The sequence below is a fragment of the Haliea sp. genome (assembly GCF_041395985.1).
Classification (GTDB): Bacteria; Pseudomonadota; Gammaproteobacteria; order Pseudomonadales; family Halieaceae; genus Haliea.
The window spans coordinates 39,356-61,556 of the sequence record NZ_JAWKZJ010000006.1; the positions used below are offsets into that span (position 1 = coordinate 39,356).

Sequence of the window (22,201 nt, forward strand, 5' to 3'; positions counted from 1 at the left end):
ATGAAATCCGCACTGGACAACGATTACCGTTCCTCGCTGTGGCAGCTGCCACCCAGGCTGTACACGGCAGAGGGTGCTGCGCGCCGTGTCGGTGTTGAGCTGGAGTTCTCCGGCATTCGCCTGGCGCAGATTGCGGACCTGATTCGCGAGCAGCTCGGCGGCGAACTGGACACGGTTTCCCCGTATGAAAGCCTGGTCAGGAACACTGAGCTCGGTGACTTCAAGGTCGAGCTCGATTCGGCGTGGCTCAAGCGCCGCGGTCGCGAACGGGCTGATGTTGCGCCGGATGAGCTCGCCATGCTGGGCGAGAACATGCTCAAACTGGCCGCGGAACAGCTGGTTCCGTTTGAGGTGGTCAGTCCACCCATCGCCATGTCCGAACTGTGGCGCCTGGGTGCCCTGCTGCAGATGCTGCAACGCAGCGGTGCACGGGGCACCGCCGATGCGCCGCATTATGCCTTCGGATTGCACCTCAACCCTGAATTACCCGGGCTGGATGCGGCTACCATTCTCGCCTATCTGCGCGCTTTCTGTTGCCTGTCGGATTGGCTCCGGATGCGCAGCAAGGTGAACCTCAGCCGGCGTATCACCCCGTATATTGATCCCTACGAGAAATCCTATGTCAGCCGGCTGCTCGATCCGGAGTATGCACCGGATGAGCAGCAGCTGATGTCGGACTATCTGGCCGCCAACCCCACGCGCAACCGGGCGCTGGACATGCTGCCACTGTTTTCTCACCTCGATAAGCAGCGCGTCCGCGAAGCGATCCCGGACGACCGTGTGGGCTCACGCCCGACGCTGCATTACCGGCTGCCGAACTGTGAGATCGATGATCCTAACTGGTCGCTGGCCAGGCCCTGGCGCGACTGGCTGCAGGTTGATGCGCTGGCCTGCGATGCTGTGCGGCTGGAGGCGGCGATGAGCCGCTACCGCGAGCATCTGGGGGGATTCAGCGGCGGACTGTTTGGGGATTGGGCTCAGGCCAGCGCGGAATTTCTCCTGCCTGAGCTGTGCTAGGTGGCGTTTGTTCCCTTGCGCCGGTGAACACCGGGCCTTCTGGTGCTAAACTGGCGCGCATAACTTTCAGGAGAACGCCTTCCCATGAGTGCAGCTGACGCAGAAAACCACCAACAGTGCATGGAACGATTCATCGCACTGGCCAATACCATGAAGAACGAAGGGGTGCCTACGCGGGTGGTTTCCGCGGCATTGATGACCGCGTCCGGGGTGTATGCCACCTATTCAGTGGCGGGCAATTCCGGCGGTTTGCATGCATCAGGCGTGGAAAAAGTCGCTGCCGCCTATAAGCAGAATCTGGAAAATATCCAGCGCCTGAAGCGCGCGGAGTCCGGCGAGGGGCAGGGCGAAGGCTGAGACCCTCGCCGACGCATCACAGGTCGGCGCGGATCTCGCGAATCTGTTCCATAAAGTAGCCCGGTGCCAGCATGGGTTTCAGTTCCTCCGCCGTGACAGGCCGGCTGAACAGGTAGCCCTGGATGACGTTTGCACCCTGGGTGGTGAGGAAGTTGAACTGCTCGCTGGTTTCCACGCCCTCCGCAACGAGGTCCAGGTTCATTGACTGGCCCATCGCGATGATGGCGCGTACCAGGCTAGCATCGTTCTCACTCTTGTCGAAATCGATAACGAAACTGCGGTCTATCTTCAACTCGTCCAGCGGGAAGCGGCTCAGGTAGCTTAGCGACGAATAGCCGGTGCCAAAGTCGTCGATTGACAGGCGCAGGCCCATGGCTTTGAGTTCGCGCAGCGCGCGGACCGTGGTTTCGCTGTCCTCTACCAGAATGCTTTCGGTCAGCTCCAGTTCCAGTGAGGAGGCCGGCAGGCCACTGGTCTGCAGCGCTTCGCGCACCATCGGGCAGAAATTACGGGTGAACTGCAGTGCCGATACGTTGACGGCGATCTTGGGCAGCGCGTAGCCCTGCTGCCGCAGATCGACCAGCTCGCGACAGGCCTGGCGGATGCCCCAGCTGCCGAGTTCGCCAATCAGGCCGATTTCCTCGGCCACAGGCACAAAGCGGAAAGGGGGAATCATGCCCTGCTCGGGGTGCTGCCAACGAATCAGCGCTTCCACGCCGATCACTGTCCCGGTGCGCGTGTCCACCTGCGGCTGGTAATGGAACAGCAGTTCGTTGCGTTCCAGCGCCTTGCGTAGGTCGGTCTCCAGGCGCAGGCGCTCCACACCGGCAGCGTCCATGTCCGGGGTGTAGAACATATACGTATTCTTGCCCTGGGATTTGGCGTGGAACATCGCGGTGTCAGCGGCCTTCAACAGTCCCTCAAGGTCGCTGGCATGATCCGGCGCCATAGCGATACCGATGGAGGGGGTAATCACCAGCTCGTGGTCACCGATTGATACCGGCTGCAGCAGCGTATCCAGCAGCCGCTGCGCCACGGTGCGCACCGCCCGTTCGTCTTCCACCTGATTCAGTACCACGGTGAATTCATCGCCACCCAGTCGCGACACATCAATACGCGACTCCGAATCGACGAAGTGGGCCACGACATCACTTTCGCGCACACAGGCGGCGAGACGCCGTGCAACCTCTTTCAGCAGTGCATCACCGGCGCTGTGCCCGAGAGAATCGTTGACACGCTTGAAGTTGTCCAGGTCAAGAAACAACAGTGCGAGCTTCTCGTTGTTGCGCTTGCTGAGACGCAATAACAGGTCCAGCTGTTCGGTGAAGAGCCGTCGGTTGGGCAGCGAGGTGAGGCTGTCGAAATAGGCCATCTGCCGCAACCTGTCCTTGGTCTCGGTGACCTGCCGCACAGCCTGGTTCAGTTCCTGGTTGCGCTGGGAGAGCTGGGCCGTGCGCTCTTCCACCTTCATGCTCAGCAGCTGGTGGTCAACGCCAATCTGGGTCTTGTAGTTGTGCAGGCCACCGATGATGGCGTTCAGGACATTGGCGATTTCCTTGACCTCGCCTTCTCCGTCTATGGTGAGGGGTTCGCCGACGTTGCCTGCGGTAATATCGTCGGCCATCCGCGCCAGCCTCGCCAGCGGCCCGGTCAGCTTGCGGGTGTAGCGGGTGACGATGAAGCTGCCGACCAGCAGCAGCCCCAGGGCGATGCCTGCCAGTGTGCCAAGGGTAGGGAGCAACAGAACCAGCAGCATGCTGCGGCTGACGCCGACATGCACATAGCCGGCGACGAACTGGCTGCCGGTGGGCTGTGCCAGTGACTCGCCGAAGTCGCGGCGGGTCAGGTCCTCCCGCAGCGGATTCAGTCCGGACAGAATGGGGATGGAGGCGTTCAACACCAGCTCACCTCCCGTCAGGCTGGCCATCAGCCCCGCCGCTTCCGGAGGCGGCAGACCCTGCTGCGGAGACAGGCCGGTTTCGGCATTGGCCGCCCCGCCGCGCAATACGTTCAGCGGCGGCAGTTTGCCCTCAATCTCCTCAATGCGAGACTGCTCCACGACTTCAATGCCATCCACGGTGTCGATGCGCACATAGGTGATTGCAGGCGACAAGGTCTGCAGTCGTTCCAGGAAGTCATGCAGTGTGCGCCGTTCGCGCAGCTGCAGGTCGGCAGCCAGCGCTGTTTCCCGGGTGATTTCAGTGGTCAGCTCGCTGACCAGCCCATCGCGCAACACGAAGTATTCCCTGATGCCGCTGCTGATGAGGATGAGCAAGGCCATGACACTGGCGGTGCTGACCACCATCAGGTTGATTCTGCCTGCGACGGTCAATGGATCGCCCTCGTGTTGCTGCCGTTGCTGGCCTGTGGCGAGATGTAGACCTCGGACAGGGGTACAGGCAGCCCCTGGGGGTTGATGACCCGGGCATGGCGTCGGTCCAGCAGGCGCGGCTCCGACACGCCGCAGGAGTGGGCGATGATTTCTACCTCGTGCATCAGGTTGGTGGCGTAACTCGCCACTCGCACTGCCTTGTCTGTAGGGTCGAGTCCGCGCTGCAGGTCGGGGTCGTGGGTGGTGACGCCGGTAGGACAGGTGTTCTTATTGCACTGCAGTGCCTGTATGCAGCCCAGCGCGAACATGAAACCGCGTGCAGAATTGACGCAGTCGGCGCCCATGCACAGGGCTGCGGCGACGCCGGAAGGGTTGATCATCTTGCCGGAACAGATCACCCGGATACGTTCGCGCAGTCCGTATTCCAGGAGCTTGTCGACCACCAGCGGCAGGCTGCTGCGCAGTGGCAGCCCCATCAGGTCGATCAGGCTCTGCGGTGCCGCGCCGGTGCCGCCATCGGCACTGTCGATGGTCACAAAATCCGGCGCGTGGTCCAGGCCCAGTTCATTGATGCGCTGGCAGAACTCGTCCAGCCAGCCGCTTTCTCCCAGTGCGAACTTGATGCCGGTAGGTTTGCCGGTGACTTCGCGCACGTGGCGGATCATGCCCAGCAGGTCGTCGATGGTGCGTACCTCGGGGTGCCGATTGGGGCTGATGGAATCCTGCGCTTCGGGAATGCCCCTCGTCGTGGCAATGAGCTGAGTGACCTTTGCTCCGGGGAGGATGCCACCCTTGCCCGGTTTGGCACCCTGGGAAAGCTTGATTTCAAACATGCGTACCTGTTCGTGGCTGGCGATCTCCCGGAGCCGGTCGTCACTGAGCCTGCCTTCCGCGTCGCGCACGCCGTATTTGGCGGTACCGATCTGGAAGACAATGTCGCAGCCACCCTCATAGTGGAAGGGTGAGATGCCGCCTTCCCCGGTGTTCAACCAGATACCGGCCCTGGCCGCGCCCCGGGACAGGGCGCGCACCGCAGGCTCTGATATGGCGCCGAAACTCATCGCCGATATGTTGAAAAAGGACAGGGTGCTGTAGGGGGTGCGCGCATAGCCCTGACCAAAGCTGATGGCCGTTCGCGCGGGTATTTCTTCATCCAGCGGCGGAATCAGTGCATTGAGGAAAATAACGTCCCCGGGTTGATTCAGCGGCAGGGTGGAACCAAATGCGACGGTGGAGTCGAGGTTCTTGGCCGCGCGATACACCCAGGAGCGCTGTGCGCGATTGAACGGCAGCTCTTCCCGATCCTGGGAGAAAAAGTACTGGCGAAAAAAGCCGCCGATGAATTCGAAGAAGTAGCGGAACCGGCCGAGCACCGGGTAATTGCGACGAATACTGTGCGTGGTCTGGCGCACGTCCACGATGTACATCCAGCACACCGCCACGATCAGACACAGCACCGCCAGCGCGAAAAGAAAAGTGAAGGCGTCGAGAAAACCAGCGGTGAAGTGTTTCAGGGTTTCCATGCATTGCCCTTTTGCTGTGCAGGGGTAAAGGTACGTTATTTGCCCGGTGCGGAGCAATGGCCTTTATGGCTCCAGGCGATCTGGCGAGCACGCAGCGCAGCGGCCGCGCGCTGGGCTTCATGCAGGGGCGGGCGAGCAGCTGGCATGGCCCCTGTGCGCACCACGGTGTTCAGGTCCGTCAGGTAGCCTTGCGCAACGAGCTTCTCCAGCCCCGTCTGCAATCGGTTCGCCCTGCGCGGTTGCAGGCTGAGCACGCCCACCGCGGCGCCACTGCTGAGCGCTTCATAGAGCATTGCCGCGCTGTCCGCCGTTACCCAGGCTATGCCGCGTTCGTGGTAGTGGGCCTCAAGGCCGCCATGCGTGGTCTCTGTGGCGGCGAGCACGCGACAGTGCTCGTCCTCCACAGCACCCAGGGCGCGGACGAAGTCCTCCGGCGTGCGGCGCGATGTGGCCAGCAGCCATTCCACCCCGGGCAGTGCGTCGCGCAGGCGCCGTATCTGTTGCAGGACATCCCGGCTATCCCAGTGAAAGTGACGCGATGGGCCGCCGACCAGTATCAGTCCGCGGTGCGGATCGCCCTGCCCGGCCGGCTGCAGGGGGTTGACCGGGCCTCGTGTAACGATCGTGCGAGCCGAGGCCTGCAGGCCATCGTGTTCCGGCACGATGCTGGCATCAAACAGCGGGCGCAGGGGGCCCGGGTTCATCAGGGCGACCAGCTTGCCGCCATGGCGCCAGCGCGCGCGCAGGCCTGCCCAGTGGGTGCGCCTGCCACACACCAGTATCAGCTCTGGCGCGGGCAGGCCGCGCGCGGAAGCCGTGTAGGGCAACCAGTAAACCTCGGCGCTCTGCTGTATCTGTAGCGCCTGCGCCAGCCCTTTCAACTGCTGCCGATGACCAGCAAGGTTGTCGTGTATACACCAGACAACGCGCGGCCAGCCACGTGCGCTCTCGCGCTGTGTCACTGTCTGTCGCGGTCTTTGTCCGTCGGTCCTGAACATGAATCGATGAGGCCTGGGTTGGTGGTCGCTACACGCTTGTAGCCCCAGATTAGCGCCGCTATCGCTGCTTGTGGACGGCAAATGGCAAAAAAGTGCAAAAAACATGCTCCACAGCGGGTTTTCCTCAACGCAGACGATTGCCCCAGTGGCGGCAGCGCAGTGCGTTGAAGCGATTCTTGAGGTCGCTGCGCTGCCGTTTCCACCGGTCCATCTGGCCCGCCGATGCCCCGTGTTGGCGCCGGTCGTCGAGACGCTCGATTTTCTGCTGCAGTGTGCGGCAGGTTTGCAGGCTGGCACCCGGTTCCTGGGCGCCGGCAATGGCATGCGGCAACAGCAAGGACAGGGCGCACAGCAGCGCACGAGGGCCTGTGGCCAGCCCGGGTAGATGATGGGATATTGGCACGGTTGAACCCTCCCTGGTGGTCGTGTTGCCTGCAGTGTAGATGCCAGTGCCTGCTGGCGACGGCAATCGGTCGTGTTTGATTGAAATCCGTCGCATTGCAGGTGGCGGCGCGGTGATAAGGGTCTGGCGAACTGCTATAGTCACGGCGGTGAATTGCGTGGGTCATGCAGTTGTGTGGCAGGAGCGACGATGGTGCTGAAAACGGTTTCAAGGAGCCTGGCGAATCGAGTCCGCCCGGTGCAGGCGCTGTTGTCCGTGCGCCGGCTTATCGCCAATCCGGATGCAACAGAGGAGGTGTTTCGGGTTATAGAGGCACTCAAGGGAGACAGCATTGCCCAGGCGGTGGCGCGCCTGCGGCAGACCCCCGAAGGCCGTGACCTGCTCCTATCCCGGCCGCAGATTCTGCCCCTGCTCTGTGATCGTGCAAGGCTGCGCGGCCTGCCTGAGGGCACGGTGGGGCGCAGCTATGTCGACCTCATGGAGCGCCAGGGCATCACCGCAGAGGGTCTGGTCGCAGCCAGCGCTTCCACACAGCGGCATGCCGGGCTCACCGAGGATGAACAGTGGCTCGCCGACCGCCTGCGCGATATCCACGACCTCCAGCACGTACTTACGGGATACGGCCCCGATCCGCTGGGTGAGTTGTGCCTGTTATCCTTCATGACGACACAAACCTACAATCGGGGCATCGCCTTCATTGTCTTCATGGCGCGCCACAGCGCACGCAAGCGCTTTCCTGGTGTGGATCTGGATGCCTGTGTCGAGGAGGGCGCCGCGCTGGGCCGGTCATCGCAGTGGCTGCCAGCGCTGCGGCTCGAGGACGTTCTGGCGGATCCGCTGCCGGAGGTCAGGGCCCGGTTGGGTATGCCGGTGCCACTGCGGTACCTGGAGACCCTCGCAGGCTTCAGGGAAGCAGGCCGCCGGCAGCCCGTCGCAACCGTGCGGGCCTAGCGCGCGATGGCCGAGATGTGTTCGTCGACCACGAACATGCGCGTGCATGATCGGTCCAGGAAGTGCTCTTCGTCCTCGGCGATTCTGCGGGCGATTTCGGGGTTGGCGCAGCGTTCCATGGCGGCGTCGTACGCGGCGCGGTCAGCAAACCACAATTCAGTGATCACATCGTAGTCGCGCGCTGCAGCTCCGGCGTTCAGGAAGGCTCCTTCATCGCGAATGAAGTTGCGGCGGTAGCCGCACACTTCCGGCAGCAGCGCGCAGATCAGCGGTGCATGCTGCGTTTCATAGTAGTCGATGAACTGTTCCCGGGTCAGCCCGGGCTTGCACTTCAAAAGTGCCATGGACTTGTACATCAATCCTGCTCTCCCTTCGCGGTAATCGCATCGAGCGGGCCGGGTTTACCTTGACCCTCGCTCGATCCACTCATTAAAATTTACCGTAGTATAAAAATCAAATCCTGCATAGGCATGGAACCATGAGAACCCTGTTTGAGGCGCTTCGCGCATGATACGCACGCATCACTGGCCCTGGCTGCAGCTGGTGGTTGCCTTTCTGATCCAGGCCACCGGTGCCGGCGCGCTCAGCTATTCCTACAGTGTGATCGCGGTGCCGCTGGCCGAGACCTTCGACGCCAGCCGTATGGCGCTGATGCTGGGTCTCACCTGCATGACGCTGGGGGCCGGCGTTGTGTCGCCCATGGCCGGTATTGCCATCGATCGGCTGTCGCTGCGGCTCATCATGGTCTTCGCCATTCTGATGACCTCGCTGGGTTTCGTCGCGCTGTCTGTCACCACCGCCATGTGGCAGGTGCCGGCAATCTACGGTTTGGTATTCTGTTTCGGCTATGTGCTGCTGGGGCCGCTGTCCGCGTCCACCCTGCTGGCACGCTGGTTTACCCGCAAACGGGGCCTCGCCCTGGGTATTGCCGGGGCGGGGACGTCTTTCGGGGGGTTCCTGTTTCCGCCACTGATCAGCTGGCTGACTGATCTGCTGGGCTGGCGTGTTGCGCTGCAGGTTTTTGCTGCTGTGATTGCACTGATTGCCATCCCCGTGGCCCTTATGGCGGCCGATCGTCCGGCGCTAAAAGGCTATACGCCGCCGCTGCCGGAGGGCGATGCTGACCACGAGGCACACACCGGTGCGCGCTTCAACTCCACGGACACGATTATTCGGCACCGTGCGTTCTGGGTGATCGCAATATCGGTGGGCTTCATGTTTGCCGCCTTCACGGCTACGGTGGGCAGCCTGACGCCGTTTGTTCTGGATACTGGCGCCACGCGCGAGCAGGGGGCCATGCTGATCGCCAATCTGGCGTTGGCGGCGGTGCCCGGGACACTGTTGTTTGGGTGGTGTGCCGACCGTTTTGATGTGCGGCTCGCGCTCACCGCCATCATGCTGTTAATGATGCTGGGGCTCGCGCTGTTCTGGGGCACACCGGATATGCCAAGGCTGTTCGCGGGCAGCCTGATTCTGGGGCTGGGTGGCGGTGGCATGTTGCCGGTGTGGAGCTCATTGCTCGCCCAGACCTACGGTGTGCTGAACTATGGCAGGGTTATGGGTCTGATGTCGCCGGTGCTGCTCCCCTTCAATCTGCTGACACCGCCGCTCGCGGGCTGGATCCGTGATGTCACCGGGTCCTACGACATGGCTTTTGTGGCGTTTGTCCTGTTGCTGTTGCTGGCAGTGGTGATGATCCCGTTGATTGAGCGCAGCGGCCCGGGTTCGCGTCCCGTCGACGGGGAGGCCGTCAAGGGCTGAAGGCCACCTTGATCGCACCCTGCTTGCGGTCGGCGGCAATCGCAAATGCCTCGGCGGCGGCCTCCAGAGGCAGCCTGTGGGTAATCAGGGTAGGGGCGATCAACGGATTTTCCGCGAGGATGGCGGCAGCGATATCCACGTCACGTACAAGCCCCTGTCGCGCCTGCGCCATGGAGGTCACTGTGCGCAGCTCCTTCATCATCATCTGCATTGCCGGCAGGGTTAACCCACCCCAGTAGGAGGCCAGCATGAGTATGGTGGCGCCGGGGCGGCAGAGATCGGCGGCCTGCGCCATCGCGGAGTCCGTTCCCGCGCAGTCAATCACCAGGTCGTAGTCGTCTGTGGCGCCCTCCAGCGTCGCGCCGAGAATTTCGCCGGCGCGCTGTTGCGCGGGATGGCGTGCGAACAGGTGCACCCGGGGACTGACCTGGCGCGCGACCACCACGGCGCACTGGCCGATGGTGCCCCCGCCGATCACCGCGACTTTGTGCCTGTGACTGATGCCCGCCATGGCGATACCCCTCACGGCCACCGACAGCGGTTCGACCAGACAGGCATCTTCCACGGCGATGCCACCCGGCAGGGGCACCAGGCAGTGTTTGGGTACGATGATCTCTTCGCTCATACCGCCGTCACGGCCCACCCCGAGCACCGCATCACTGCCGCGCACACAGAGGTTGTAGTCACCCCGCACACAGCGCTCGCAGTGACCGCAGTAGACGGTCGGTTCGATGGCCACCCAGCGCCCGTCGGGCGTGATACCTGATATCTCATGGCCGAGGGTGAACGGCACGGGAAACCCGCCCTGCCAGAAGTGCAGGTCGCTGCCGCAGATCCCGGCCGCGGCCACCTTCACCCGCACGCCTGCACCGCTGGGTGCCGGCACGTCGTGTACGTGTATTTCATGGTTGTGGCAGCGTACTGCTTTCATTCAACACCTGTCTGGCAATCGGTGGACACCGTCACGCCGTTGCGGTTTCCCGGTCGTGGGCTGTGGTCGGCACGATGTTGGCGTTGATGGCATCGACGACCTGCTGGGCGTTGCGGATGGCCCCCTCGATGTAGCCCACGCCGGTGCAGTCGCCGGCTTCATGGACCTCAAACCCTGCGCCGCGCAACCGGTCTGCAACGCTGGTATCCCCGGTGGCGCCCTTGGCAACGATCACCTGCTGTGCCACGACTCGCTGTGCATCACCGGCCGCGTCCCGGAAGGTGACGGCTTCAGCTTCGATGCGGATGTCGGCTGCGGAGGGCTGCAGTGCGACACCGTGCTCCCGCAGCTCTGCCAGCAGGCGCATGCGGCGCACAATGGGCAGCCCGGCGCCAAAGCGCGGCGCTTCATCGACCACGGTGACCACGCGCCCGCGCTCCGCAAGGAACTCGGCCAGCTCGACGCCTACCAGTTCGCCACCGATGATCACGATGTGCTTGCCCAGCGGCATCCAGGCATGGGTCAGTTTGCGCACCAGATTGAGATTGGCGCTGAGGCCGGTAGCCGCACCGATACGCGTTGCCAGTCGGGTCAGCGGGCTGGTGCGTGCCGTGAGTCGCTCGGAGCTTTCGCCCAGGATCAGCTTGCGCATGTCGTCGCCGCTGAATACGTGGTGCTGATCGTTGCCGGGGATGTCCGGAAGGTCACGTTTGGCACCCGTTGCCACGATAACGGCGTCAGCACCCAGCGACTGCAGCAGCGCCGGCGTGGCCTCGGTATTCAGGCGCAGGTCGATATCCGCCTTGCCGACCTCTCTGCGCAGCCAGTTCAGGAAGCGCTGATTCGGTTCATAGGCCAGGGACGCGAACTGCAGCGTACCGCCCAACCGCGGCCCGCGTTCCAGCAGCGTGACTCTGTGCTGGTCAGCAGCGAGCAGGCGCGCCGCCTCCATGCCGGCGGGCCCGCCTCCTACCACAACAATATGGCGCGGCGTGCTGGACTGCGGGCGCGCGATGCGCAGGTGCTCGACGCCGACCTCGGCGTTGACGGCACAGCGCGTGGCGTCGCCGGTGTAGATGGCGCTGGCGCAGGTAATACAGTAGACGCAGGGGCGAATCGATGCCGTGTCGCCGGTGGCGAGCTTATTCGGCAGTTGGGGATCGGCCAGCAGTTTGCGCCCCAGGCCAAGAAAATCGAAGCTGCCTTTTTGCAGCTCTGCTTCGCCGACATCCAGCTCGATGCGTCCCGAGGTAATCAGGGGTACTTTCACCACCTGGCGGATGGCGACGGTTGCCGGCAAGTTGGCACCGGGCACCTGGGGTATGTTGGATTCGGAGTGCATCTTGCCATACGCCGTCTCGTGGTAGGCGCTGACCGTAATGGCGTCGACGCCGGCGTCTTCGACCAGCTGCGCGGTTCGCTTGGCATCCTCCAGGGTGATGCCACCTTGCTTGCCCACTTCCCGCGAATCGAGTTTTACCCACAGCGCAAAGTCGTTGCCGACTTCGGCGCGAATGGCGTGGATCACTTCCAGCAGCAGGCGGGCGCGGTTCTCCACGCTGCCACCGTAGGCATCCGTGCGCGTATTGGTTTTCGGTGAGATGAAGGAGGAAAGGATGTAGCCATGTCCGCCGTGGATCTCAATGCCGTCGAACCCCGCCTGCTTCGCGCGCCGCGCTCCCTCAGCGAACTGCTGCACAAGCTGTTGAATATCCGCCAGGTCCAGCACTTTGACCTGCGGTGGTCCCTTCATACCGGCGGACAGTTTTGCCAGTTCCTCGGGCAGGAAGTAACTCATGAAGTCGGCATCCTTGACCGGGCTGGGAACCGCGGGCGCCCACAGCGGGTGACCGTCCCGTGCACTGTCTCCAGCCACCAGGCCACCGTGGTGAAGTTGCACGGCAGCCCGCGCACCGTGGCGCTGTACTGCCCTGGCGAGTTTTTCGAGGCCCGGCAGGAAGCGATCCTCGGATATGCCTACCTGCCAGCGCTGCACGCGACCCACGGGCAGGGCGACACCCGTCGCGCCGGTTATGACCATGCCGACACCGCCCCGCGCCTGCGCTTCGTGATACGCGATCAGCCGGTCGCCGGCGCTGCCATCACTCTCGGCAAAGTTCACCCCCATGGCGGTGACGATCATGCGATTTTTCAGTTCGAGGCTGCCAATCCGGCCGGGTGACAGGAGTGTGCGGTAGTGCGATGCGCTCATCGGCGTGTCTCCGTGCGTCGCTGACGTTCAGCCAGTCCGTTGCCAGCGCAGAGCGGGGGCATAGCCCTGGGCGTTGGCCTCGGCGGTCAGCGTCAGCTGGTGATGATCGAGCTGGTAGGCTCGTGGAAATACGGCCCCGGCCCAGCTCAGCACGGATGCACCCTGCACGAAGTGCGTGACTTCCTTGCGTTGCTCATCGACCTCATAGCGACCGAAGTAGCTGGAATAGCAGCCGTAGGATAGCGCCAGGTCCGGCGTGATGCCGGCGGGCAGGCTGTCCGCTGGCGGCGGCTCTGCGCCGGGTTGCATGAGGTGTACCGACAGCTCCCCCGCGCCGCCATAGACCAGCAGCCCACGCGGGGACTCACCCATCGGGTAGAGAACGGACCCATCCGCGGTCGTCAGGGTGTAGGACACCAACTCCCAGCATCCGACCAGTGCCTGTGCGTCCCTCATGCTGTCTATGAACCTCTGGCGCGCGTATCAACCCGGTACCAGCATACCCTATTAGGTGATCGCCACCGTGATTCCCCCGTTTCGGACCGCATTCATCGTCGCTCGGGTACCAGTTATTTGTACTCCGCAGCTGTGCCGGCGGTGTGGTTGAAAATTAGTAGTGGCGCTGGTGCCTCGCACGGGAGTACAGTCGGAATATTAATAAGCATAATTTTAATTCCCGGAGGTTCGGCCCATGCGTCATTTCTCGTCCCTGTCCCTGCTCGCTTCATCGATCGCGCTGATTGTCAGCGGCAACGCCATCGCGCAGGAAAACCAGCGCAACGTTGCATTGGAGGAGATCATCGTCACGGCGCAAAAGCGTGAGCAGAACCTGCAGAGCGTGCCCATCGCGGTCACCGCACTCAACGCGCAGACGCTGAACATGTTCCGCGTCACCAATACGGAAGACCTCAGCAACCTGGCGCCCAACCTGAACATCCAGAACCAGGGGCGCGGCACCATCCCCCAGATCAACATTCGCGGCGTGTCCTCGGGCGTTTCGGCGGCTGAAGTGGACCCGAAGATTGCGACCTACCTCGATGGTGTATACATCGGGCGCACGATCGGCTCGATTTTTGATATGGCCGATATCGAACGCGTGGAGGTGCTGCGTGGCCCGCAGGGCACCCTGTTCGGTCGGAACGCCACGGGTGGCGCTATCAGCATCACCACATCAGCGCCGACAGGGGAGTTCGGGCTGTCCCAGGATGTGTCCGTGGGCAACCTCAATGCGCAGCGCTTCCGTACCATCCTCAATCTGCCTTCGGTCGGCCCCCTGAGCGTGAAGCTCAGCTACCTGTACGACAGCAACGATGGCTACTCGGACAACCTGATCGCTGGCCGCACACTGGATCTGCGCTTGCGCAACCCGGAGATGGGCGTACTCACCTACGCGGAGGATCTCGGCAGCAAGAATGTTGAAGCCTTCATGCTGGCGGCCAATCTGGACTTCGACACTATCAACGTGGATTACCGCTTTGATTACACGGACAGCCTGACCGTCGGCGCACCGGTACAGCAGGTCGGGATCATTGGCGCGACTGCGCCGCTGGTTGGCGCCATCAACCAGTTCCAGCCGCTGTATGGCGGCATCACCAACCTGAGCACCACGCCGCTGAAGGACGTCGCGGCTGCCACCAGCGAAGAGCCTCTGCTCATTCAGGGGCACAACGTCACCGTGAGCTGGGAAATCAATGAAAACCTGAGCCTGAAGAGCATCACTGCGTTCCGCCAGATGGACCAGCGCCCGGCAATCTACGACCTCGGGGCCACCGGTGGCTGGAAGTTCACCGCCGCGCAACTGGGTGCCCTGCTGCAGGGTGATGTGGGTGGAATTCTCGGTAATCCTCCCGGGCCCAACGATTTCCTGTTTACCCTGTTGACCGCCCGCGCGCTGGAGCAGGAGCAGTTCAGCGAGGAACTGCAGCTGACCTGGAGCACGGACAACTACACCCTGGTTGGCGGCGTGTTCTATTTCCAGGAGGAGGCAGAGGCGCGTAACGTGCTGGGTGTGTTGCAGCCCGTGGCGAATGGCGTGGTGATTCCCACGCCCTTTGATGCGATCTTCGGCAGCGGTGTCAACTCCACCGACACCGATAACAGCTCCTGGGCCGTGTTTGCCGAGGGCACCTTCCACGCGACGGAGAAGCTCGACGTGACCGTGGGCATCCGCCGCACAGAAGATGATCGGGAAATCGAGCTGATCGACATCAGTGCAACCTCCGGCGGCGGTAGCCTGGACGAGGGCCTGTATAAACTCAGCTACGGTGAAACCAACTACAACGTGGTGCTCAGCTACAACTGGGCTGATGATGTGATGTCCTACGCCAAGGTGAGCACCGGCTTCGTCGCCGGCGGTATTCTCAATGGCATATCCTATGACCCCGAATCCATCACCAACTACGAACTGGGCCTGAAGTCACAGTTCCTGGATAACCGCCTGCGCCTGAATGCGGCGGCTTTCTTTATGGACTACGAAGACCTGCAGGTGCAACTGTTTGAAGATGGCAAGCAGAGCTTTGAGAACGCTGGTAACGTGGAGGTGACTGGTCTCGAGATTGAAATGGACGCCATTCTCGGCGAAGGCCTGACGCTCAGCACAACCCTTGGCACCTACGATTACGAGTACAAGGAATACATCCGCAATGGCGTGAACGTGGCGGACGATGTGCGTCCGATTCGCGCGCCGGATTTCAACACCCGTATCTCGCTGCAGTATGACTTCGGCCAGAAAATGCTCGGCGGCGCGCCCTTTATGCGCCTGGACAGCCGCTACCTCGCAGAGGGCGAGAACACGGCCTTCGCCAGCGGTTTCCCGGAAGCCGATCGCCTGTCCCAGCGTGAAGCCTACTGGCTGATCAATGCGCGCGCCGGGGTGATGGAAATTCCCATGGGCTCTGCCGTCAGCAGTGTGTCGTTCTGGGTCAAGAACCTGTTGGACGAGGATGAAATCAACGTCTTCGGCAATGAGGTGATCAACATGACGGCCCAGTACAGTCTGCCGCGTACCTACGGCATCGACTTCAATATCACCTTCTAGGTTGCTGGAGCGCAGTGGTGTCGGTCGTTCTGGACAGGCTTGCCGCTAAAGCCATAATCGTCGTCGGCGCGGGCACCGGGATCGGTGCCGCGACCGTGCGCCAGCTGGCGGCTGAGGGTGCGCGCGTGTGTGTCGCGGATATCAACCTCGATGCCGCCGAGTCGGTGGCCGCTGCGGTCACTGCTGCGGGCGGAGCGGCGTTCGCTGTTCACATCGATATTGCAGATGAAACAGCGGTCGATGCGGCGGTCGCGACAGCCTGCGCCAGGCTGGGTCGATTGGACGGCGCCCATATCAACGCGGCGGACTTACGCGTGATCTTTGAGGACAGCGACGTGTTGGCAGAAGATCTCGCTGTGTTCGACCGCACCCTGCAGGTCAATCTGCGTGGGCACGTATTGTGTACGCGAGCCGTGCTGCCGCATCTGTTGCGCGGCGGTGGCGGTGCCATCGTCTACACCAGTTCTGGTGCAGCGGATGCGGGCGACAGCGAACGGCCGGCGTATGCCATGGCCAAAAGCGGCCTCAATGCGCTCATGCGGCATGTGGCGTCGCGCTGGGGGCGAGAGGGCATCACGGCCAACTGCGTCGCCCCCGGCTTTGTTTTCACCCCCGAGATGGAGGCCAGCGGCAACGTGCCGCAGGCCATGCTCGACGCGATCCTCGCACACACGCCGACAACGCGACTGGGTAAGGCCGAGGATATCGCCGGTCTGGTAGCACACCTGCTGTCTGATCAGGGGCGCTGGATCAACGGTCAGGTGTACAACATCAATGGCGGCGCACTGATGCGCTAACGCGCATCTACGCGACGGTCTGTGGCCCGCGCACCAGACGGCCGGGCAGGGCACCTGTTGGGTGGCCATTGCGCTGCACCACCTGACCGTGCACCAGGGTGGCGGTGTATCCAGCGGCGCTTTGGTCCACTCTGCGACCATTGGCCGGCAGGTCATACTCGACCCGCGGTGGAAGCAGGGTAAGCGCATCAAAATCAATGATGTTGATATCTGCGCGATAGCCGACGCGTAACAACCCCCGGTCTTCGAGGCCCACCGCGGCTGCCGTGTCGTGGGTGAGGCCGCGGATGATTTCCGGAATCGGCAGGCGCTGGCCTCTCTGGCGGTCTCTCGCCCAGTACGTCAGCAGGTGAGTCGGCAGGCTGGCGTCACAGAGGAAGCCCAGGTGCGCGCCGCCATCGCCCAGACCGTAGAGGCTGTGTGGGTGGCGCAGCATGGAGAGCGCCGCGTTCAGCGTGCCATCGGCAAAGTTCACCACCGGCAGCATCAGGACGGCCTGGCCACCTTGCTCGAGCATCAGGTCATAGGCACAGGCGGCCGGGCTTAATCCAAGGCGCTTTGCAATGGCGCTGACTTTTTGTGTGGCGTCGGGTTCGTAGTTGGGCTGTTCGCCCAGCGGGTACATGAGATCCCAACAGCGCAGCAACATTTCGCCAGGAAAATTCGAGGGTTCTGGTGTTTCCGCGATAATTTTTTCGCGTGTGGCGGCCTCCAGCAGCCGCGCACGGCGCTCATCGGGCGACAACGCCAGCAGTGCCTTGAAGGTCGGGGTGTAGCTGAAGGGATTGAAGCTGGTTTCAAAGCCCATCAGGATGCCCACGGGCCTACCGCTGACTTGAGCTTTTACCTGCAGGCCGTCGCGCTGACAGGTCTCAATCCAGTCCAGCACGGTACGCCACTTCTCCGGCGCGTTGTGCCACTGCATGACAGTGAGCGAAAGGGGGCGTGCCGTCTGCTCCGCAACACGACGCAGCATGGCGAGTTCGGCGTCGATGTCGGTGAAGTCTGAGACCAGTTGCAGTACACCGCGGCCACTGTCACGCAATGCCTGTCCGATCGCGACCAGTTCATCTTCGGCAGCGTCCAGGGTGAAAATCGGCGTGCCGTCGCTGGCACGGTGATTGATGGTACGAGATGTGGCAAAGCCCAGGGCGCCTGCCTCGATGGCCTGTGCCGCCAGCTGCGCCATGCGCTCGCGATCCTCCGCCGTTGCCACCTCCCGCGAGACGGCTCGCTCGCCCATGGCGAACACGCGCAGCGCGGCGTGTGGGATCTGGGTCGCTATATCGGCGTCGAAAGACCGCTGTTCGAGGTAGTCCAGATACTCGGGGAAGCTTTCCCAGGCCCAGGGCAGGCCGGTGGTCAAAACAATCTCGGGTAAATCCTCGACCCCCTCCATCAGCGCGACCAGTCGGTTGCGGTCTCGCGGCTTGCAGGGGGCAAAGCCCACTCCACAATTTCCCATGAGTACGGTGGTGACGCCGTGCCGGGAGGACGGCGTGACACTGTTGCTCCAGGTGACCTGTCCGTCATAGTGGGTATGGATATCCACGAACCCCGGTGTGACCAATTGCCCTCTGGCATCGATCTCTTCATGGCCCGCAATGGCGAGTTCCTCCCCAATCGCGACAATGTGTCCGTCATGTACCGCGATGTCAGCCTGATAGGCGGGCTGCCCGCTGCCATCGATGATGCTTCCGTTGCGAATAACCAGATCTACCTGTTCTGCCACCGGTCCGTCCCTCATTGTGTTTGTCATGCCATGCAGTGTATCAGCCTCGCAGGCGTCAGATTGATGTCGAAATTTTAATGCAGTAATGCGCTGGTTCTGGCATCTGTTCCCGCAAAGAACGGTATGCTTGCCGGCAATACGGGCGGTTGGTTTTGAATTGTGGTGGTGAGGTGCAGCGTGACGTTATTTGCAGATTTGCAGCGACTGGACGGTTGGCTGTGCATGGTGTTGTGCGCGGTCTTGTCGGCGCAGGTGCTGGCCGAGTCACGACCGGACCCGGCGGCCGTAGTTGCGCATCGTCAGGAATCCCTTGCCTACGCTGCGGGTTTACAAGCTTACCTGTATGGCTATCCCGTGGTGGATTACTACCGGGTAATGCGCGACCAGACCACACTGGGGCGTGATCCCAAGGGAGTATATGCACCGTTGAACGAGATCGTTTTTCAGCGCGGCCTGGCCACTCCCGGTGGACTCTATGCGGGCCGCGGGCCGAACAGCAGCACACTCTATTTCACGGCCTGGTTGGACGTGTCCACTGAGCCACTGCAGGTTTCAGTGCCGGATACGGCGGGCAGGTACTATGTGTTGACCTGGGCGGATATGTATTCCGAGGTGCAGCACACGGGTCGACGCACCACAGGCACGTCGGCCCAGCGGCTGTTGGTTGTGGGGCCCGACTGGCAGGGGACTGTACCGGACGGTGTGCATCTGGTCCGCCTGCGTACGCATCATGGATACCTGCTGGGGCGTATGCTCGTGGAGAGTGATGCAGACCTCGCCGAGGCGAGTGCGCTCATGCGACAGATACGCCTCGCAGGCGGCAGCCGGACGCTGGATACCGATGAGCTGCCCGCTGCAGAAGATCTCAGGTCGCTGGCATTTTTCGCCTACCTGAATCGATTCTTGCGCGAAAACCCGCGCCTGCCGCAGGAGGCGCAGCTCATGGCGCAGCTGAACCAGGTGGGTATAGGCCCCGCAACGCAGTTTGATGCCGACGCGCTGCCCAATGGACTGCGCCGTGGGCTGCAACGAGCTGTCGCAGACGGGCATCGTATCCTCGCAGACTCGGCGCTGGCTGCGCCGGCGTACACGGGCTGGAGTGTGCTTTCGAAAGAGACCTACGGGTCCTATGGGTTCGATTACCTGCGCAGGGCTACAGTGGAATATCATGGTTTTCTTGGCAATCAACCGGAGGAGACGGTGTACCTGTCTGCCCTGACAGACGCTGCAGGTGTACCTCTGGATGGCAGGCATCGTTACGAAGTCGTATTTGAGCCGGATACCTTGCCACCCGTTGCCGCGTTCTGGGCACTCAACGTTTATGATGCCCGCACGGTGGATTTGATTCCCAATACGGCAGGTCGCTACGCGGTAACCGATGTGATGCCGGATCTGAAGCGCCGGCCGGATGGCGCCGTGGTCGTGTGGCTGCAACAACAGCCGCCTGAGGAGCCGGATGTGAATTGGTTACCGGTTCACGCAGGCCCTCTGTTTGTTACGCTGCGCTTTTTCCAGCCAGAGTCCGAGGTGCTTTCCGGGGTTTACACGCCGCCGCCTATAGTGCCGCTGCCATGACCCGATGGCTTATCGTGGCTACCCGTCGAGGAGTGCCTGCACGAGGTTGCGCGCCGTCCAGGGCGCAGTGGGGTATTTCCCGGTATCAATGCTCAGGTAATTGCCATTGCGGGTAACACCGTAATCGGAGCGCTTGTGCAACGTGGCTGTGGGGTCCGACAATGCGCCACGGCCGGCGGCAAAAACCCAGCCCCCTCCCACTTGTACACGCTCCGCGTTTGCGCGGATGTCTGCTACCCAGGGCAAAAGTGTTTCCAGGGTATCCAGAACTCGGGCGGTCAGTACGGCGTGATCGGGTAGATCCAGGGTGTGCACGGGCGGTGGCTCGATAGCGGAGCTGTCGACGCGCAGTCCGGCGGGATACCACGACAGGTAAAAGTCACGTTCATTGTAGTTTTTGATGTCGCCGAAGGGGCCTGTGGCAATAATTGCGCAGGGGGTGCGCACGCGTTGCCGCGTGCGCAGAAACAAGGACTGGCGATAGCGGTTTGACCAGACACCGGCAGCCGCGATGCCTGCTGTCTGGTCAACGCCCATGCGCCCGTGCCAGAGGGCGTTGATCACTTCACTGTAGTGTTCGGGTTGCCGCAAGTCTGTTGCAACTGTCCAGCGCCCATGTACCGAATTCCCCTGCGGTTGCGCAGCCAGAACGCGCTCGCCCAGGCGCAGGGTGATGCGTGGCTCGGCGGCCACGGCCTGGAGAAAGCGGTCGGCGACCCAGTTGGTTTCCACTGAACGCTCAGGAACGTGAAAGCCGGCGCTAATCTCGTCAGCGCCTGTGGTTGCATTCAACTCTGTTCGGGACAGCTGCCGCGCGCGTGCCTGCGAGGCGTCCACGAGGTATTTTCCGGCATCGGGGTGTGAACGCACCAGGCTGCTGACCTGCGCCAGGTAATGCGCCATGTCGTCGGCAGGCACCAGCGAGTCGCGGTGGCACAGGTACAGGTCATCCTGTTCGGTGATAACGCCATCCAGCGACGTATCCAGCAACTCTTCGGTCAGCTTTCCAAACAACAGGCTGCCGCTCAGCACATGTTGCGCCGAGCGCAGCGAGCTGTCTGCGGAATAGAGGTAGCCGAGGTGGATTTTGCCTTCGTTCCAGCGGCTGGCGCCGGTGAAGGGTTCGCCGGCTTCGTCGAACAGCGATACGGCAACTCCCCGGCGAGCCAGAAACAGTGCGGTAGAGCATCCCATAATGCCGGCACCGAGCACCGCGATGTGTCGGTGTGCCCTCACGGAGCGGCACCGACCAGCGAAAAGTAGGAGTCGGCATCGTAGGGGTCGCTGGCCAGCACCAGCAGCGTGCTGTGCTCTTCGATGTAGGTCTGTTCTCCCCAGATTCCCGCGCTCACCGACAGCCCCGGGCTCGCGCCGTCAAGGGTGATGTCCACGCGCTCGCCGTCACGCTGCAGCGTGACGAGGATCTTTCCGGTCAGGCAGATCAGCAGCTGCTGGCCGCGCAGGTGGCCGTGCCCACCGCGGCGGGTACCAGGGGGTACCGCGGAAACGGTGAATACACGCTCCGGTCTGAAGGGTAACTGTGCGAAGTCCACCGGCAGCAGGGAGCCCCTGCTGTCGTTGTGGCGCTGCACAGGTACTAACCGTGCCGCGCCCCCAAACCAGCGGGTTGCCTCGGGGGCCGGTAATGTCATGCCGCGGTTACGCCCTGGGGACGATTGTGGTGCAGATACTGAACCAGTGGTACCGCGATATCCAGTTTGGCGGTGCTGCTGATGTTGGCATTCCAGAGCTCTCGCAGGCAGGCGCAGAGAACCTCAAAACGCTGTTCCGGGGTGAAGGCCCAACTGCGCGACAGGCTGCCCGGCTTGTAGTATTTGAAACACAGGGTCTCGGGCACGCGGAGGAACTTTCCCAGCAGGCTCATGTGGAACAGCCATGGCCAATCAGTGGAAAACTCGCCCGCGCCGTGCAGTTTCAAACCACCGATCTGCCGCGCCATCGACAGGCGGAAAACACCGCGGTTGGGTACCCACCACTTCAGCCCTCCGGCGAGCATCAGGTGGCCGCGTTCTGCCGGGTTGGTGATACCTTCCAGTTCGCTGAGTACCCAGTGCTCTTCGCGGCCATCGGTGTGCGTCAGGTGAACATCCGAGAAGCTGACAACAGCTTCCGGATCGCCATCCAGCGCGGCAGCCAGTCGCTCAATATAGGTGGGGGCGATGATGTCGTCATGGAAGGCGAACAATGCGTAGTCGCTATCGGCGAGTTGGAGAAGGGCATTGCAGTTGCCGACGTAGCCCAGCCGTTCGCTTTGCTGAACAACTCGAAACCGTGGATCGCCCTCAGCGTGCGCCCTACACAGCTCAGCAGTGTCGTCAGTGCACTGGTCCACGGATACGATGACGCGGAAGTTGCGATAGGTCTGTGCCGACAGTGAGTCCAGCGTTGGCTGAATGAACCCGGCAGCCTGCCAGGCGGGCAGCAGCGCGCAGACAGACGAAGAACCAGCAGTGGTGTGTGCGGTCATGATCCCGGTTTTCCCAGCCAGAGGGTATGCAGTGCTGGCGACCTGGAGGCACGGAGTGCACGTCGTGTTGCATACGGAGACCAGCCG

At 62.5% G+C, this 22,201-nt stretch carries 19 protein-coding genes; 7 read left to right on the forward strand and 12 right to left on the reverse strand.

Features of this window, described 5'->3' with window-relative positions; translation table 11 throughout:
* Together R3E49_RS11970 and R3E49_RS11975 are read left to right on the forward strand one after the other, a co-directional pair.
* A complete protein-coding gene (locus R3E49_RS11970) occupies positions 1 to 1,017 on the forward strand; it encodes an amidoligase family protein (RefSeq protein ID WP_371295278.1) in 1,017 nt (338 codons plus the stop codon).
* 84 nt (positions 1,018 to 1,101) lie between these two features.
* A complete protein-coding gene (locus R3E49_RS11975; protein WP_371295279.1) occupies positions 1,102 to 1,374 on the forward strand; it encodes a DUF3144 domain-containing protein in 273 nt (90 codons plus the stop codon).
* 16 nt (positions 1,375 to 1,390) lie between these two features.
* Here R3E49_RS11975 and R3E49_RS11980 read toward each other — a convergent pair whose 3' ends face one another.
* The 4 genes from R3E49_RS11980 to R3E49_RS11995 all read right to left on the reverse strand — a co-directional run bounded on the left by R3E49_RS11980 (position 1,391) and on the right by R3E49_RS11995 (position 6,630).
* Positions 1,391 to 3,706: a putative bifunctional diguanylate cyclase/phosphodiesterase gene (locus R3E49_RS11980; protein WP_371295280.1), complete on the reverse strand. Its 2,316-nt coding sequence runs from the start codon at positions 3,704 to 3,706 to the stop codon at positions 1,391 to 1,393.
* Entirely contained in the window at positions 3,703 to 5,229 is a 1,527-nt protein-coding gene (locus tag R3E49_RS11985) for a glutamate synthase-related protein (RefSeq protein ID WP_371295281.1), read from the reverse strand. The genes R3E49_RS11980 and R3E49_RS11985 overlap by 4 nt, the downstream gene beginning before the upstream one ends.
* A gap of 35 nt (positions 5,230 to 5,264) precedes the next feature.
* On the reverse strand, positions 5,265 to 6,191 hold the full coding sequence (locus R3E49_RS11990) for an ELM1/GtrOC1 family putative glycosyltransferase (protein WP_371295282.1): 927 nt from the start codon (positions 6,189 to 6,191) through the stop codon (positions 5,265 to 5,267).
* A gap of 160 nt (positions 6,192 to 6,351) precedes the next feature.
* Positions 6,352 to 6,630 (reverse strand): hypothetical protein, encoded by a 279-nt coding sequence (locus tag R3E49_RS11995; protein ID WP_371295283.1) that lies wholly within the window; start codon positions 6,628 to 6,630, stop codon positions 6,352 to 6,354.
* 189 nt (positions 6,631 to 6,819) lie between these two features.
* On the opposite strand from R3E49_RS11995, the gene R3E49_RS12000 reads away from it, so the two are divergent.
* Positions 6,820 to 7,581, forward strand: a complete 762-nt coding sequence (locus R3E49_RS12000) for a Coq4 family protein (RefSeq protein WP_371295284.1) — start codon at positions 6,820 to 6,822, stop codon at positions 7,579 to 7,581.
* On the opposite strand, the gene R3E49_RS12005 is transcribed toward R3E49_RS12000, so the two are convergent.
* On the reverse strand, positions 7,578 to 7,925 hold the full coding sequence (locus R3E49_RS12005) for an EthD domain-containing protein (protein WP_371295285.1): 348 nt from the start codon (positions 7,923 to 7,925) through the stop codon (positions 7,578 to 7,580). The genes R3E49_RS12000 and R3E49_RS12005 overlap by 4 nt on opposite strands.
* Before the next feature lie 163 nt (positions 7,926 to 8,088).
* Here R3E49_RS12005 and R3E49_RS12010 point away from each other — a divergent pair, with 163 nt between their 5' ends.
* On the forward strand, positions 8,089 to 9,342 hold the full coding sequence (locus R3E49_RS12010; RefSeq protein ID WP_371295286.1) for an MFS transporter: 1,254 nt from the start codon (positions 8,089 to 8,091) through the stop codon (positions 9,340 to 9,342).
* Here the strand turns inward: R3E49_RS12010 and R3E49_RS12015 are convergent.
* The 3 genes from R3E49_RS12015 to R3E49_RS12025 are packed head-to-tail and all read right to left on the reverse strand — an operon-like array spanning position 9,332 to position 12,941.
* Positions 9,332 to 10,273, reverse strand: a complete 942-nt coding sequence (locus tag R3E49_RS12015; RefSeq protein WP_371295287.1) for a zinc-binding dehydrogenase — start codon at positions 10,271 to 10,273, stop codon at positions 9,332 to 9,334. The genes R3E49_RS12010 and R3E49_RS12015 overlap by 11 nt on opposite strands.
* A gap of 31 nt (positions 10,274 to 10,304) precedes the next feature.
* Positions 10,305 to 12,485, reverse strand: coding sequence for an FAD-dependent oxidoreductase (locus R3E49_RS12020; RefSeq protein ID WP_371295288.1), 2,181 nt, complete (start codon positions 12,483 to 12,485; stop codon positions 10,305 to 10,307).
* Positions 12,486 to 12,512: 27 nt separating this feature from the next.
* Complete coding sequence (locus R3E49_RS12025) at positions 12,513 to 12,941, reverse strand: lipocalin-like domain-containing protein (protein WP_371295289.1); 429 nt, start codon at positions 12,939 to 12,941, stop codon at positions 12,513 to 12,515.
* 235 nt (positions 12,942 to 13,176) lie between these two features.
* Here R3E49_RS12025 and R3E49_RS12030 point away from each other — a divergent pair, with 235 nt between their 5' ends.
* Complete coding sequence (locus tag R3E49_RS12030; protein WP_371295290.1) at positions 13,177 to 15,522, forward strand: TonB-dependent receptor; 2,346 nt, start codon at positions 13,177 to 13,179, stop codon at positions 15,520 to 15,522.
* Positions 15,523 to 15,539: 17 nt separating this feature from the next.
* A complete protein-coding gene (locus R3E49_RS12035; protein ID WP_371295291.1) occupies positions 15,540 to 16,319 on the forward strand; it encodes an SDR family NAD(P)-dependent oxidoreductase in 780 nt (259 codons plus the stop codon).
* Positions 16,320 to 16,326: 7 nt separating this feature from the next.
* Here R3E49_RS12035 and R3E49_RS12040 read toward each other — a convergent pair whose 3' ends face one another.
* Complete coding sequence (locus R3E49_RS12040; protein ID WP_371295292.1) at positions 16,327 to 18,051, reverse strand: amidohydrolase family protein; 1,725 nt, start codon at positions 18,049 to 18,051, stop codon at positions 16,327 to 16,329.
* Between the two features lie 177 nt (positions 18,052 to 18,228).
* Between R3E49_RS12040 and R3E49_RS12045 the strand changes: the two genes are divergently transcribed.
* On the forward strand, positions 18,229 to 19,626 hold the full coding sequence (locus R3E49_RS12045; RefSeq protein WP_371295293.1) for a DUF1254 domain-containing protein: 1,398 nt from the start codon (positions 18,229 to 18,231) through the stop codon (positions 19,624 to 19,626).
* Positions 19,627 to 19,644: 18 nt separating this feature from the next.
* Here R3E49_RS12045 and R3E49_RS12050 read toward each other — a convergent pair whose 3' ends face one another.
* From R3E49_RS12050 to R3E49_RS12060, 3 genes are read right to left on the reverse strand one after another with little or no spacing between them, the layout of a single operon-like run.
* Positions 19,645 to 20,862, reverse strand: coding sequence for an NAD(P)/FAD-dependent oxidoreductase (locus R3E49_RS12050; protein WP_371295294.1), 1,218 nt, complete (start codon positions 20,860 to 20,862; stop codon positions 19,645 to 19,647).
* Positions 20,859 to 21,278, reverse strand: a complete 420-nt coding sequence (locus R3E49_RS12055; protein ID WP_371295295.1) for an FdtA/QdtA family cupin domain-containing protein — start codon at positions 21,276 to 21,278, stop codon at positions 20,859 to 20,861. Before R3E49_RS12055 ends, R3E49_RS12050 begins: the two co-directional genes overlap by 4 nt.
* Positions 21,275 to 22,114: a glycosyltransferase family 2 protein gene (locus tag R3E49_RS12060; RefSeq protein ID WP_371295296.1), complete on the reverse strand. Its 840-nt coding sequence runs from the start codon at positions 22,112 to 22,114 to the stop codon at positions 21,275 to 21,277. The genes R3E49_RS12055 and R3E49_RS12060 overlap by 4 nt, the downstream gene beginning before the upstream one ends.
* Positions 22,115 to 22,201 lie beyond the last annotated feature (87 nt).

Bases quoted from the DNA above. Each gene is read 5' to 3' on its own strand.
- R3E49_RS11970 (WP_371295278.1), top strand. From the start codon at position 1: ATGAAATCCGCACTGGACAACGATTACCGTTCCTCGCTGTGGCAGCTG.
- R3E49_RS11975 (WP_371295279.1), top strand. From the start codon at position 1,102: ATGAGTGCAGCTGACGCAGAAAACCACCAACAGTGCATGGAACGATTC.
- R3E49_RS11985 (WP_371295281.1), bottom strand. From the start codon at position 5,229: ATGGAAACCCTGAAACACTTCACCGCTGGTTTTCTCGACGCCTTCACT.
- R3E49_RS12000 (WP_371295284.1), top strand. From the start codon at position 6,820: ATGGTGCTGAAAACGGTTTCAAGGAGCCTGGCGAATCGAGTCCGCCCG.
- R3E49_RS12005 (WP_371295285.1), bottom strand. From the start codon at position 7,925: ATGGCACTTTTGAAGTGCAAGCCCGGGCTGACCCGGGAACAGTTCATC.
- R3E49_RS12010 (WP_371295286.1), top strand. From the start codon at position 8,089: ATGATACGCACGCATCACTGGCCCTGGCTGCAGCTGGTGGTTGCCTTT.
- R3E49_RS12015 (WP_371295287.1), bottom strand. From the start codon at position 10,273: ATGAAAGCAGTACGCTGCCACAACCATGAAATACACGTACACGACGTG.
- R3E49_RS12020 (WP_371295288.1), bottom strand. From the start codon at position 12,485: ATGAGCGCATCGCACTACCGCACACTCCTGTCACCCGGCCGGATTGGC.
- R3E49_RS12025 (WP_371295289.1), bottom strand. From the start codon at position 12,941: ATGAGGGACGCACAGGCACTGGTCGGATGCTGGGAGTTGGTGTCCTAC.
- R3E49_RS12030 (WP_371295290.1), top strand. From the start codon at position 13,177: ATGCGTCATTTCTCGTCCCTGTCCCTGCTCGCTTCATCGATCGCGCTG.
- R3E49_RS12055 (WP_371295295.1), bottom strand. From the start codon at position 21,278: ATGACATTACCGGCCCCCGAGGCAACCCGCTGGTTTGGGGGCGCGGCA.
- R3E49_RS12060 (WP_371295296.1), bottom strand. From the start codon at position 22,114: ATGACCGCACACACCACTGCTGGTTCTTCGTCTGTCTGCGCGCTGCTG.